Here is a 14,169-nt window from a genome sequence, read left to right as displayed (position 1 = left end):
AAAGTGTACGGAAAGTGTGACCTCATGCGTCTTTATTAATAATAACCATTCTCATCTATACAGGGTATCAGGAATTGCTGTCCACTTCCCACTTATCGAAGCCTTTCCCGTCTGAAACTCGTCGGCTGCAGTGGCCGAAAGCCGCCATCTGGCTGGTGTGCTTCTGCGCATTGATCCCTGGTCTTGCCAGGGCTGAAAACATCGCCACTTCCGGTCCAGAAGAGACATTCGCCTTTGACTTCGCCGCCGGCCCACTGGCAGCCAGTCTGGACAATTTCGCCACGACGACCGGCTGGCAAATTGGCTACAGCGCTGCACTGGCTCAGGGGCGTGAGTCGTCGCCGGTCATAGGCGATCTGCCTGCCGCATTGGCGCTTGAGCAGTTGCTTGAGGGCACCGGGTTGACGTTTGAGCCCGGAGGCACGGACGACACGGTCATTCTGGTGCCTCTGCCCGAACCGCCCCCGACAGAGTGGGCCGGTATGAGCAGCGTTCACCTGATGCCGGCCTTTACCGTTCTGGGCACGCTGGACGGCCGGGTTCGCATTTATGACGAAGCGGCGGGCACCGCGGTTGTCGATCGTGAGGCCATCGATCGTACTGGCGCGCGCCACGCCAGCGAAATCCTGCAGGCGACAGCGGGCGTGCAGACCGCCACCAACGAGCAGAACCCCAGTGTGTCGGTCAACATTCGCGGCCTGAAGGACTTTGGCCGGGTCAACATGAACATCGATGGCATGCGCCAGAACTACCAGCGCAGCGGCCACGGCCAGCGCAATGGTGAAATGTTTTTCGACACCGAGTTTTTGAGTGAGGTTCAGGTTGAAAAAGGCGCTCATGCCGGCGCGGGTGGGGCGGGTGTCACCGGCGGTGTCGCCACCTTCAGCACGCTGGAAGCGACTGACGTGCTGCAAGATGGCGCACGGTTTGGTGGGCGGTTGCGAGCGTCCAGTGGTTTGGGTGAGTGGGCCAACGGGCAGAACCTGTCCGGTTCCCTGATGCTGGCTACACAACCGACGTCGAATACCGATCTTCTGCTCGGCTACAGCCTGAAGGACAGCGACGCTTATCGTCCGGGGCAAAGCGGTCAGGCGGTGTACTGGGGCCAGTCGGGTGACGTTTACGCGGACACCTCGACGAACATCGTCAACGCGTCCGGCCAGGCCATGGCGTCCTGGCTGGCCAGCGGCAACTGGTTCGTTGGCGATGCCCTAAGCCTGAAACTGACCGCCCTGGGAGCGGACATGGAGTACGGCGAAAGCCAGACGATCAACACCTCACAGCTCGAAGTGGCCGGCTACTACGATCAGTATTGCGATCCACCCATCAACGATTACTGGGCCGAACACGAGCTGTGCCAGACACCGGTTTCAACCGACGATGAAGCGCTCTACCCGGTAAGCAACACGAACCACACCACGACTCAGAGTTACGCCATTGACGCCAACTATGCACCGGGTGGCGCTGCCATCGATCTGGCGGCCAAGCTGTACCACGTCAATACCCGCAATGTCAGTTCATCCAACCTGAACCAATACAGCCTGATCACTCGCACCGATACGCTGGGTGGGCTGCTGAAGAACCGTTCGGTATTGGAAGTTGGCGAGCACTGGTTCGATGTCGATTACGGGGTTGAAGCCTTTGTCGATGAAAATCGCCCCGATGTCGACTCTTACGACCTGACCGCAGAGCAATCCGATGCCCTGGCCGACGGCACCCCCCATGGCCAGCGGTTGCTCACAGGTACCTGGCTGGCGGCCGACTGGGAATATCGGCGGCTGACGCTCAGCCCGGCGATACGCTGGGAAACCTATCGGCTGAGGGGTGAAACTGGCTTTAACGAGACCGATGATCGCCCCGATTCCCCCACCTATGGCAAACCGCTGTGGCGGTTCCAGGAAATCGACGTCGACCGCAACGATGCCGCCTGGTTGCCCTCGCTCGGTGCTGCTTACGCGGTGGTCGATACCAATGCCGCCTGGGTGCAGGTGTTTGCCAACACCGGGCTTTCCTGGCGCCCACCCCAGATCACCGAAACCCTGACCTCTAGCGCTGTGCCGTTTCACAACCCGCCGGTCAGAACCCTGCCCAACTGGCAACTGGAACCGGAAAAAACGTACAGCTGGGAGGCTGGCTTTAATGCCAGCCTCGACGGCGATGAAAGCCGTTTCAATCTTAAGCTGAACCAGTTCTACAACCGTACGGAAAACTACATCGACCAGATGATGTTCATTTCGACACCGGGCGATGTGTCGCACCCGTCGCTGAGTTCTCCCTCGGCCTATGCGAACGCCATCAACGACCGGGTCTTCCAGGGTCAGGAATTGCAGATCGACGTTAAATATCAGCGTTTTTATGGCGGCCTGAACGTCACCCATACCGAACAAGGGGCCGACCCGGACTATCACGACCAATCGGGCGTGCTGATGTTTCCGGCCTGGCCCCTGGGCGGCCCCGACGACGAAGACCCGCTGACCTACTGCCCGGATGCGCAGGGCCATTACGAGGGCAACACAGCCGATGGCGTTTGTGCCGCTTCGGGAAACCTCTATGCACCACCGGTTCCGGAATGGACGGGTCGGCTCACCCTGGGAACGCGTCTTTTTCAGCGCCGTGCCGACCTGGGTGTCGTGCTGACCTGCGCCAGCCAGACCGGCGACTACGCCTATCAGGATACGAGTGACTTCGGCCAGAAAATCGGCCTGGCGGAATACTGCGCACTCGATCATTACGCCAGTCACGAATGGGACAACGGTTTGCGCCTGGGTTATCACCTGAAAAACGTGACCGACCGCGAATACATTCAGGCCATGGGTGACGGAGTGGTTAAAACCTACGCCCCCGGGCGAACGCTGACCGCCAATTTGCAATGGACCTTTTGAATACCACGAATTTGGCCGGTGGAACCTTCCGCCAGCCAAACACCTGCCGAGCCCGGGACGGCAGGATACGAGTCGGCAGACTCTTTTATAAACTCGAACCATGCACTGGAGAAGGATCATGAGTTTAACCATTAATTACGACAGCAATTTCGCTGACTTCACGCACAACGGCGACGAAGGCCTGGCTGCCTTTATGGCGTATTTCCAGGATTCCTACAGCAGTTCCGGCCATGCATCGGACATGGGCTTTCACAACAGTCCGGGCGATCTGGACATTGGCTCGACAACCTACAACGACGAGTTCTTTTTCACCCAGGTGATTGGCGAACAGATGAGCAATACCTCAACCACGGTCGACAACGTCAGCTTCGTTGTGGACGCGGGTGAAGTCACGCTGGAAGACGGTAATGGCGATGCCTATACCGAATCCGCCGTTATGTACACCGGCTTTACCAGCCCATCGCATGTCATGGCTGGCGAGATGGAGTCGCTGACCTTCGGTGACGGTGGTTACAGCGCCGGCTCGCTGGCTTTAGACCTGTTCACCATCAGCGGTCTGGATACGGCCATCAGCAGCGGCTTTCTCGACACCGATTCCGACGGTGCCTACGACGCTCTCGAAAGCGGCGGCGGTGAAACCCACGACCTGATCTACGACCTGATGGGCGGTATGGGCGGCTCCGGCGGCACCAGCGTGCTGGAGGCTATTCTCAACGCCAACGACATCGTTCATGAAGGCACATCGGCTAATGAAACCTTCGATGTATTCGATGGGCAGGACACCCTCAATCTGGGGGGTGGTGATGATGTGGTCCACAACGGTTTCGAGATCGGTTCCGGTGGGGATGTTATTGACCTTAGCGATATAAGTCATTCCTTGACTGACAGTGCAGACGCTGTCTCTCAGGTGACTTATTTAAATGGTAATGCCTACTTGGATTACTCCGTTGGCATCGATCTGAATACGGTTGAAATTATCGGTGTTTCCTCAGGTTTGACTGCCGACAACTTCATCGTTTGACACAGGGACTAAAAGACTGCCTTTCGAGGCAGTCTTTTTAAGAGGGTTTTGTATGTGTAATAGAAAGTGGGCCATCAGCCTTTTAACAGCTTTAGCCAGCCTGAACGTATACGCGGCACCAACGATCGAGTCGATACTGTCTCTGGAAGAAGGCCATCTTTCCGATCCCATCTATGGGTTTGACGGTCGTCTCTATGGAACAGTCAGTACTGATCAAGCAATTGGTTTATGGTCGGCTAATACAGACGGTTCGAATTTGCAAATCGAAGAAACCGTTTTCTCCTTTAACAGCATCGATAGCAAACCAGACACAACACCGCTGGCCGTGAACAGCCGTGGGCAACTCTATGTTGGCCGGCATCATGGATGCCCGAGCTACACCTTATACCCTCAAACCAGTGATATTGCAGAAACACACTGGGGCGCCATTATTCAGTACACGCCCTGGGCAACAGACCCGGAAGAACGCATAAAAGACATCACCACACCCCGGGGCTTACCGGTGTGTCCGGTTGGCAACATGGTGTTTGATGCAGACGATAACCTCTATTTCATCAGCGAGGCAAAACATGACGCCGCTGAGCATGCGGGCACGAAAATTTTTCGCCTGACGCCCGAGGGCGATCTGACCGTCGTTAAAGCATTTGTTTCCGAAGAGGACGTAGACGACGAGTCGGCCGTTCCCGATGGGTATGAGCCGAAAGGCCTTTATATGTCTGCTGATGGTCAAACCCTTTTTGGCATGACCCGCGCTGGCGGAACCGGCGATGATTTCGGCAGCAAAACCTATTATTTTGGAACGATCTTCAAAATCGACCTTGCCAGCGATAACGAGTTCACCGTCCTGCGCACTGCGCAATTGATTGAGGACTTCGGTTTCACCATTACTGTGTTCGAGGGCCTGGTTTTCCTGGACGATCATCTTTATTACCCCACCACGGGTAATCCGGCATTCGGCACTGGGGATGGCATGCTGAATGAGTTGGACTTGTCCCTAGAGTCCCCGACCTGGGCTCGGGCGGTGCAGTTTGCGAATGACTCTGCTCCGATGGGAAGCATACCGCGTTCGCTGGTGTTAGGCGTGGATAGAAGCCTGTATGGCATTACCCTTCGCGGCGGTTCAGACAATCAGGGTACCCTTTACCGGTATGAACCAGACACCGAATCCTTAACAACCCTGTATTCCTTTAAGTCCGATGATGCTGCCGGGTATACCCCAGGGCAGATGGTGGCAGGCTGGGACGGTGATCTATATGGCGTATCTAACGGTGGCAGCGGAAATCTGATCTTCAGGGCCGACCCGGACACCAGCCTGGCGGCACCGGTTATCCAAGCCTTCTGGACGGAAACCCCCGAACTGGACTGGGAGGGCAGTACCACGGAAGTGACCCTGAACTGGGACGTCACCAACCCGTCCGGCACACTGAGCGATGTTACCTGTACCGCCAACGGTGACTGGGTACCGGCCATCAACGATCTGGAGCAGGGTTCAGCGACGATCTTTGTCAACGATGCGGGTACGCATGAATACCGGCTGACTTGTGATAACGGCGTCGCCCAAAGTGAAAGAACACTGCGCGTCAGAGCAACCCAAGCCGCTGGGCCGCTCGACATCGTCTCCTTTACCGCCGATGCCAGTAGCCTGACCCAGGGCGATACACTGACGATCGAATGGCAAACCGAAAACGCCGCCAGTTGTGAGGCCAGTTGGGGCACCATCAGCGGCAGTGAGGTTAACAGTGGTTCACACAGCTTCCAGCCCGACCCGGGCGAGCATACCTATGAGCTGACCTGCACTGGCCTGATCGGCGATGAGCAGTCGGCAACGCCGCTGCACGTTTCGGTCGCGGTCGCCAACCCGGTGAGTGCCAGCAACAGTGGCGCGTTTGGCCCCTGGCTGCTGTTGCCACTCGGTCTGCTGTTACTGGGGCGACGCCGGACCGGCCAGGCATGAAAACCGGGCTCTGGCAGGGTGACATTGCGGCCGTTCTTCGTCGTCAACGCGCCACCTTGGTGAGCGTTGGCGTCTTCAGTGCCGCCATAAACCTGTTGTTGCTGGCACCGGCGATCTACATGCTGCAGGTCTACGACCGGGTGTTGACCTCGCACAACGAAGCCACCCTGTTCATGCTGACGCTGCTGGTGATCGGGTTGTTCGCATTGATGGCGGCCATAGACTGGCTGCGCAGCCTGGTGATGATTCGTTTGAGTAACCGCTTCGACATGAGCCTGAACCAGCGTATTTACAGTGCCACCTTTGCCGCCAATCGGCTGCGGGGCGATGTTAATGCCGGCCAGGCGATGCGTGACCTGACGGTGTTGCGTCAATTCATTGCCGGCCCGGCCTTCTTCGCCTTTCTTGATGCACCCTGGTTTCCAATCTATTTGCTGTGCATCTTTCTGTTCGATACCACGCTTGGCGTTTTTGCCCTGGGCGGAGCGTTGGTGCTGATTGGCCTGACCTTCCTGAATGAACGCCTGGCAGCCAGGCCGCTGGCGGCGGCGGGTGAGTTGTCGATTCAGTCGAGCGGGTTGGCCGGCAGCAGTTTGCGCAATGCCGAGGTGATCGACGCCATGGGCATGCTCGAAGGTTTGCAACGCCGCTGGCTGGCCATTCAGCACCGGTTTCTCTACCAGCAGAGTCTGGCCAGTTCGCGCAGTGCGGCCGTCAGCTCACTGACCCGGGGCGTGCGCCTGGCGCTGCAATCCCTGATGCTGGGGTTGGCCGCCTTGCTGGTGGTTGACGGTAGCATCACCGCCGGCATGATGATCGCGGCTTCGATTCTGATGAGCCGGACCCTGGCTCCGATCGAAGCGCTGATCGGCGGTTGGCGTCAGTGGGGCGATACCCGCCAGGCCTGGCAGCGGCTGGATGACCTGTTGCGAACCAACTCTGAACAAGTGGCGCCCATGTCGCTGCCACGCCCGACCGGGGTGCTGACACTGGAGCGCGTCAACGCGGCCATTCCCGGCACCCGCTCGGTGATTCTCGGCGGTGTTACGGCGCGCATTGAACCGGGGTCGGTATTGGGGCTGATCGGGCCTTCGGGCTCGGGTAAATCCACTCTGGTGCGGTTAATGGTCGGCGTCTGGCCGCCAATGTCCGGCTCGGTTCGGCTCGACGGGGCCGACCTGCATCGCTGGAACAAGTCGGAAGTCGGACCGGCCATTGGTTATTTGCCGCAAACGGTGGAACTGTTTGCCGGCAGCGTCAGCGACAACATCGCACGCTTTGGTGAGGCAGAGGCCGACAAAGTTGTTGCGGCCGCTCGCCTGGCGGGAGTTCACGACACCATTTTACGCCTAAGCCAGGGTTACGATACGCATCTGGGCGAGGGCGGGCGCGGTTTGTCTCAGGGGCAAAAGCAGCGTCTGGGGCTGGCCCGGGCACTCTATGACGCGCCGGCTCTGTTAGTGCTCGACGAGCCCGATGCCAGTCTGGATGAGGAAGGCACGCGGGCCTTGCGCCAGGCCATCGAAGCCGAGCGCGAACGCGGTTGTACCATTGTGGTGGTTAGCCACAGGCGCGAGCTGGTGTCGCTGGTCAGTCATCTGATGGTGGTTGGCCAGGGCCGCATGCAGGATTTCGGTACCGTTAAAGCCGTGACGGGCCGACTCGTCCGTCAGTCACCCCTGTCGACAGTGCCGCGCAAGGTGCCGGCTGACGAGCCGAATGCCCCCGGCGATGTGTCTCAGGGTGGCACGCCATGACCCTGGCCACGACCGACAGTGCACCCATGGAACCAGAGGTCCGGTTAGCGGTGGACGCACGGCCCATGCTACTGGCCGGGTGGCTGGTACTGCTGGTGGGTCTGGTCGGCTTTCTGCTCTGGGCGGCACTGGCACCGCTCGATAAGGGTGTCCCGGTGTCGGGCACCGTGGTCGTCGCAGGCAACAGTAAATCCGTGGTGCAGCTTAGCGGTGGCCAGGTATCGCGCATTCACGTCGGCGAAGGCCAGCAGGTAAAGGCGGGCGAGGTGTTGCTTGAGATGAACGAGGTGCAAAGCCTGGCCCGGTTAGAAGCCATTCAGGCCCAACATGCCTCCGCACTCGCCAGGCGGGTGCGGTTGCAGGCGGAACGGGAGGGTCTGGCGACGCTTCCCGAAGCTGGGTTGCAGCCTGTGTCGCCCATCCTGCAGGACGCTTTCGTGGCCCAGCAGCGGGTGTTGCAGGCGCGACTTGGTGCACAACGCAGCACCCTGGCAGCACTGGACGAAGCCATCGCCGGTGATCAACAACAACAGCGCGATATGACCATTGCCCTGGCCAGCAAGCTTGAGCAGCGTCGCACCATCAATGCCCAGCTGGACAGCCTGCGTCGCCTCAGCGATGACCGCTTTGCGACCCAAACCCAGGTACTGGAAATGGAGCGACTGCTTGCCCAGGTTCAGGGCAGCATCGCCGAAGACAGAGCATTGCAGACACGCCTGCAGCGTCAGATAGCCGAGGCCCGTCTGCGCAAACAAGCCCAGATAGATGACTATCGTCAGGCAACGCTCAGTGAACTGGCTGAAGTCGAGTTAACTGTGCAGACGCTGGAACACCAGATCGATATGGCGCGATACGAGTTGCAAAACGCCCGGCTGCAAGCCCCGGTTTCCGGCACGGTCGTGAACCAGCAAGTGCATACCGAGGGCGGCTTTATTGCCGCCAATACCCACGTTTTGGACATCGTGCCCAGCAACCTACCTCTGAATATAGAGGTACGTTTACCAGTCGACCAGGTCGACAGTGTTCAACCCGGCCTGCCAGTCAGCCTGATCTTCTCCGCCTTTCATCGCAGCACCACACCCCGTATCCCGGCCGTGGTTGAAACGGTCTCGGCCGACCGGCTGATGGACAGCCAATCCGGCCTGCCCTATTACCGGGTGCAAGCGAAGGTGACCCGGGAAGGGATGGCGTTGCTGGAACAACACGACATTCGCCCGGGAATGCCGGTGGAGGTGTTTATTAAAACAGGCGAGCGTAGCCTGATGGCCTATTTGTTCAAACCCATTCGCGACCGGATGCACGCGGCCCTGACCGAGGAATAACCGAATTACCTGATGACTACCCCGGCAACTCGATTTCTGTGCTGAAGAGTTACTGTCGAAACCGGGTTAGCGGGCTTTTATTTTGTTTAGGTTGAGCAGAGTAATACCGCTACCAATCAGCACGATACCCGCTAGCAAGCCGTCAGGCGGCGCCTCACCCTGCAAGAGTACCGCGACCGGTACGCCCACCATGGCACCAACGGAGCCAAGCAGGCTCAACAACACCGGGCCCCCGGTTTTCTGCAGCAGAAACAGCAACCAGAACTGGCCGGCAAAAACAAAGGCCTGAATCGCAATCAGGATAAAAGGCAGGTTGCTTTCATAAGACACGGCTAATGAAACGTCCGGTAAAAACCCCACCAGAAACAGCAGGGTGGCAGCCGCGATTAACATGCCCGGCGCCAGCGCACTGCCAGATACCCCCGCAGGCCAGCGCAGGGTTCGATACAGGTTGCCGATGGCTAGTAACACTGGACCAACCAGCGTCAGCAGAATCCAGAACTGATCCGCATCGGGTGCAGAGAGTTTGCGCGCCGCCAGAACGACGGTTCCAGCCAGCGCAGTGGTTACACCCAGGGCCCGAAGTGTCTGGAACCGTTCCATGCGAAGCACGAGCGCACCGACATACGTCAGCAACGGCGGCAGCGTTATCGTCAGGGCGACAAAGCCGGCTCCTACATGAGGAATGGCGGAAAAGAACAGCAGATTGGCGCCCGCCACACCGGCAAATGCGGATACGGCGTAATATTCGACGGTGCGGCGGTTAACCGGCGGTATTTCCCGCCGCACTGCCGCAAACAGCAGCAGTAAGAGCGCGGCGCCTGCGACCGACCAGAACAAAAATGCCAGCGACGATAGCTGCGTCTCACCGGCGAGTTTGGCCAGGTTGGTGGAGAGCCCCAGCAGTGACCCACCGGCCACAAGGCTCAACAGGGGAACAAGCCAGGTCTTTGGTGAATGGGGCCTGTTAGCAGTTAAAAGGGAGTCCGTGGTCCCGGAAAAAGCGGTCATGAGTGTCGTCCTCTAATTATGTCTTGATATCAAGATAAATGCCTTGTAGTTTGACGTCAAGATAAATCAGCGCGATACTGGCGGTATGGATCAAGTAGACAACATTCTCTCGCAATGGCACCGGGAGCGCCCGGACCTCGATGTCGCAGCCATGGGCACACTGGGGCGGATTAAACGGTTGCAGCAGCACCTGATGCGCGGCATGGAAAAAACCTGGTCGGCGTACGGCCTCAACGGCGCCAGTTTTGACGTTCTGGCCACCCTTCGCCGCTCAGGGCCGCCCTATGCGCTGTCGCCGGGCGAGCTGATGGAATCGACAATGGTCACCTCGGGTACGATGACCCATCGCATCGACCAGTTGCAAAAGACCGGGCTGATCGACCGGGTCAAGAACCCGGACGACGGGCGCGGCTTTCTGATTTCGCTGTCACCGGAAGGGCATCGCCTTATTGATGAGGCGGTAACGGAGCATGTGCAGACACAAGCGAAACTCGCTGCCGCGTTGACCGACGAACAGCGGGAACAGCTGGACGATTTGTTGAGAACGTTTCTGAAAGGGTTTGAATGAGGCTGAGAAAGGTACCAGTGCCGACCGGTTTTAGAACCCTATCGACACTGGCAGTTAACCAGGCTTATCAGGCACTCAGGAAATGGGCGGCTCGATCAATTCTACATACTCACCATACCCCTCCGCTTCCATCTCTGACTTCGGAATGAATCGCAGCGCTGCCGAGTTCATGCAATAGCGCAGGCCGGTTGGCTGGGGGCCGTCGGTGAATACATGGCCGAGGTGGGAGTCGGCGTAGCGGCTGCGTATTTCGGTACGCACTGAAAACAACCCTCTGTCTTCATGCTCAGTCACCACGTCTGAAGAGATGGGTTGAGTAAAGCTTGGCCAGCCGGTGCCGGATTTGTACTTATCGCGCGATGAAAACAACGGCTCACCCGAGACGATATCCACATAGAGTCCTTCGCGCTTTTCATCCCAATAGACGTTGTTGAACGCGCGTTCGGTGCCGTCTTCCTGAGTGACTTTGAACTGGATGTCCGACAGCCGTTGTTCAAGCACCTGCTCACTCGGTTTGGTGAAGGTGGCGGCGTTGAAGCCGGGACCGGCACTCATATCCATGCTGTCCATGCCATCCATGTTGTCCATGTCATCCATGCCGTCCATACTGTCCATTTCGCCCATATCGTCCGTGTTACTCATATCCATGGGCCGGAACTGGCTATAGTCGATGTATCGTTCCTCACCCCAGACGGCATCGATAAACTGATACCGACCGGAATTGTGGGTATAGAACTTGTACCGGATCGGGTTCTCGGTGTGGTAATCCTGATGGTATTCCTCGGCATCGTAGAACACCTCAAACGGCTCGATCTCAATAATGACCGGCTTTTCATAGCGGTCTTCCGCAATCAGGGCCTGTTTTGCTTCCTGGGCCAGCGTCTGTTGCTCGGGCGTGTGGTAAAAAATACCCGGGCGGTACTGGGCACCCCGGTCCACAAACTGACCGTTGGCATCGGTCGGGTCCATCATGCGCCACAAGCCTTGCAGCAGCCCTTCATAGGTGATGACGTCCGGGTCGTAGTAGACCTGAACCGCTTCGGTGTGACCGGTACGGCCACCGGAGACGTCTTTGTAGCTCGGGTTCATTTCCGATCCACCGGTGTAGCCGGAGACCGCTTCAGCGACACCGGGCAATGCCTCGAAGCCGGCCTCAACGCACCAGAAACAGCCGCCTGCAAAGGTGGCGACCGCCAGCGACGGGTCGTTCGGGGCATACTGGCTGTTATGGTCTGAATGGTTACTGGCCGCCACCTGAATACCGGAGAAGGTCATGGCGATCAGTAAGCCTGAATAGAGTAGTGTCTGTTTCATACTGTGTACCTCGTTGGCCTTGGGCAGAAGAAGGGATGTCCTGTTTCACGAAAGACAGTCTGCAGGCAAAGGTTCACAGGGAAGTCTGTTGTTTATAACAAAAGTATCACGAACCGTTATGGTTGTTGGAAGGCGCCATGAGTGTGGCTGCCAGCGGCAACGTCACCACGAACTCTGCGCCTGCGTCGTGGTGGTTGCCGGCACTGATGCTGCCGTGCTGCAGCATCATAATGCGCCGGGCAATGGCGAGCCCGAGCCCGGCATGGGCCGAGCTTCGCTCGGATGAGCCGCGGTGAAACGCGTCAAAAATGAACGGCAAATCTTCCGGGGCAATACCGGGGCCGGTGTCGTGTACCGTCACAGACACAGCCTCATCCGCTTGTGCCAGTGTGAGTTCGATGCGTCCGTTGTCCGGTGTGTGGTCCATGGCGTTGCTGATCAGGTTGTCCAGCACACGCTCGGTCATGCCCAGATCAGCGTACGCCATGGGCAACGCCAAATCGCCTTCGATGTTCAGCTCAATGGATCGGTTGGCGGCGGCTGGCTGGTGTTTGTGAGTCACATCGTGAATCAGCTCTGGCAGTGAGAAGGGCTCTGGCTCAGGCTGCTTCTCCCGGGCTTCCAGAGCGGCCAGTTCAAACAATTCGTCAATCAGACGGCCGAGCCGGCGGGATTCGTTCAGGGCGATGGTCAGAAAGCGCCGCTGTTCTTCCTCACTCAGGTGGTCGCGTTTGATCAGCAGGCTTTCGACATATCCCTGCAAGCTGGCGAGCGGTGTGCGCAGATCATGCGATACCTGAGCCACCAGCTGACGCCGCAACGCGTCTTTCTCCTGCAACTGGTCCAGTTGCAGGGTAATGCGCGTCGACATGCGCTCGAACGTTAACGCCAGGGTGTCGATTTCATCACCGGCCGGCGTTGGCAATCGGGGGGTGTCGGAGGCCAGCTGGTTCTGGAAGTGATCGACGCGATCCGCCAGACGCTTCAGTCGGCGGGTAAGCACATGAAACACCGCCAGCCCGGCCAGTAACCCGATGCCCAGACTGACCGCCACAGCCCAGGCGCTGATGATGAAAAACTGGCTTTCCCGGGCCATCAGTTCGGCGGAATCGTACTCTTCACCGCGCAACACCACATAGAGGTAGCCTTCCACGTTGTCGGCCGAGGGAACCGGCGTCACCGAGAACACTTTTTGCCGGTCGTGGCTGCGCGGGTCGTCACCCAGCAGGGGATAGGCATCGGGGTTTGACAGTAGGCGCAGGATGGGCGCCATCGACACGCTGTTGCGTTTGATCTTATCGGGGTCTGCCGAGTACGACAGAATGCGGCCTTCCGGGTTGATCAGGTAGATCTCGATGCTGGGGTTGATCGACATGTACAGCGAGAACAGGTTATCCAGTTCATCGAAATTCAGCTCCCCGTTAGCGACCAGGTTCTGGTCGGCCACCAGATTCATCGCCAGGTTGCGGTTCAGCTCCTGATTGACCGATGCCTGGTAACTGCGCAGCGCCACCAGGCTGATGGCGGTGTACACCAGGCCGACCACAATCAACAACACAAACAGGCCGAGCGCCAGGCGGGCATAGAGGCTGCGGAGCAACTTGAACGGATTATTCATTCGCGGAACCGGTAGCCGACGCCCCAGACGGTCTCAATGTAATGCGGGTGGGTGAGGTCGGTTTCTATTTTGCCGCGCAGGCGATTGATGTGGGTGTTAACCGTATGCTCATAGCCTTCGTGATTATAACCCCACACGGCATCGAGCAATTGCAGGCGACTGAACACCTGCCCCGGGTGGCTGGCGAAATGCAGCAGCAGGTCAAATTCCCGTGCGGTCAGTTCCACCTCGGCATCGGCGATCCAGACACGGCGTTTGGAGGGGTCGAGCCGAAGCTGATCACGCACCACGATGTCTGTGTCTGGCGCTTTAGCCGGTTGCGACAAGGCATCGACCCGGCGGAACAGGGCTTTTACCCGGGCCGTCAGCTCGGCCACACTGAACGGCTTGGTCAGGTAATCATCAGCGCCCATCTCCAGCCCCAGTACCCGGTCCAGCTCCGACGTGCGGGCGGTCAGCATCAACACCGGCGTATACCCCGGCAGAGTGCGAATCTCCCGGCACACCGAGAGGCCATCCATGCCTGGCAGCATCAGATCCAGTATCACCAGGTCGATGCCGCCTTCCCGGAAACGGGCCAGACCAGTATCACCCCGGTCTTCAACCAGCACGGTACAGTCGAGATCCTCCAGGTGCATACGCACCAGTTGAGCAATGTCGGTTGTATCTTCAATGATCAGTACCGTGCGTTTCATCAGAGCCTGTCTAGTGGTTGGTCTGTT

10 protein-coding genes are annotated in these 14,169 nt (G+C 58.5%); 6 read left to right on the top strand and 4 right to left on the bottom strand.

Annotation, left to right across the window (positions count from 1 at the left end):
* The first annotated feature begins 74 nt into the window (after nucleotides 1–74).
* The 5 genes from EP166_RS14535 (at nucleotide 75) to EP166_RS14515 (ending at nucleotide 8,936) form a co-directional block, all read left to right on the top strand.
* Nucleotides 75–2,882, top strand: coding sequence for a TonB-dependent receptor (locus EP166_RS14535; protein WP_127558341.1), 2,808 nt, complete (start codon nucleotides 75–77; stop codon nucleotides 2,880–2,882).
* Nucleotides 2,883–3,000: 118 nt separating this feature from the next.
* Nucleotides 3,001–3,903: a hypothetical protein gene (locus tag EP166_RS14530; RefSeq protein ID WP_127558339.1), complete on the top strand. Its 903-nt coding sequence runs from the start codon at nucleotides 3,001–3,003 to the stop codon at nucleotides 3,901–3,903.
* 52 nt (nucleotides 3,904–3,955) lie between these two features.
* Nucleotides 3,956–5,857, top strand: coding sequence for a choice-of-anchor tandem repeat GloVer-containing protein (locus EP166_RS14525; RefSeq protein ID WP_127558337.1), 1,902 nt, complete (start codon nucleotides 3,956–3,958; stop codon nucleotides 5,855–5,857).
* Nucleotides 5,854–7,614 (top strand): type I secretion system permease/ATPase, encoded by a 1,761-nt coding sequence (locus tag EP166_RS14520; protein ID WP_127558335.1) that lies wholly within the window; start codon nucleotides 5,854–5,856, stop codon nucleotides 7,612–7,614. The genes EP166_RS14525 and EP166_RS14520 overlap by 4 nt, the downstream gene beginning before the upstream one ends.
* Nucleotides 7,611–8,936 (top strand): HlyD family type I secretion periplasmic adaptor subunit, encoded by a 1,326-nt coding sequence (locus tag EP166_RS14515; protein WP_127558333.1) that lies wholly within the window; start codon nucleotides 7,611–7,613, stop codon nucleotides 8,934–8,936. The genes EP166_RS14520 and EP166_RS14515 overlap by 4 nt, the downstream gene beginning before the upstream one ends.
* A 66-nt stretch (nucleotides 8,937–9,002) precedes the next feature.
* Here the strand turns inward: EP166_RS14515 and EP166_RS14510 are convergent, their stop codons facing one another.
* A complete protein-coding gene (locus EP166_RS14510; protein ID WP_246026320.1) occupies nucleotides 9,003–9,857 on the bottom strand; it encodes a DMT family transporter in 855 nt (284 codons plus the stop codon).
* Between the two features lie 175 nt (nucleotides 9,858–10,032).
* Between EP166_RS14510 and EP166_RS14505 the strand changes: the two genes are divergently transcribed.
* Entirely contained in the window at nucleotides 10,033–10,515 is a 483-nt protein-coding gene (locus EP166_RS14505; RefSeq protein WP_127558329.1) for a MarR family winged helix-turn-helix transcriptional regulator, read from the top strand.
* Between the two features lie 75 nt (nucleotides 10,516–10,590).
* On the opposite strand, the gene msrB is transcribed toward EP166_RS14505, so the two are convergent.
* The 3 genes from msrB to EP166_RS14490 form a co-directional block, all read right to left on the bottom strand.
* A complete protein-coding gene (msrB, locus tag EP166_RS14500; RefSeq protein ID WP_127558327.1) occupies nucleotides 10,591–11,829 on the bottom strand; it encodes a peptide-methionine (R)-S-oxide reductase MsrB in 1,239 nt (412 codons plus the stop codon).
* A 106-nt stretch (nucleotides 11,830–11,935) separates the two neighbouring features.
* Complete coding sequence (locus EP166_RS14495; RefSeq protein WP_127558325.1) at nucleotides 11,936–13,447, bottom strand: sensor histidine kinase; 1,512 nt, start codon at nucleotides 13,445–13,447, stop codon at nucleotides 11,936–11,938.
* Nucleotides 13,444–14,142, bottom strand: coding sequence for a response regulator transcription factor (locus EP166_RS14490; protein ID WP_127558323.1), 699 nt, complete (start codon nucleotides 14,140–14,142; stop codon nucleotides 13,444–13,446). The genes EP166_RS14495 and EP166_RS14490 overlap by 4 nt, the downstream gene beginning before the upstream one ends.
* Between the last annotated feature and the right edge of the window lie 27 nt (nucleotides 14,143–14,169).

It is taken from the genome of Saccharospirillum alexandrii (genome assembly GCF_004000275.1).
GTDB classification, from domain to species: Bacteria; Pseudomonadota; Gammaproteobacteria; order Pseudomonadales; family Natronospirillaceae; genus Saccharospirillum; species Saccharospirillum alexandrii.
The sequence above is the reverse complement of the archived record's forward strand: the minus strand, read 5'-3'. Positions and strand labels throughout refer to the sequence as shown.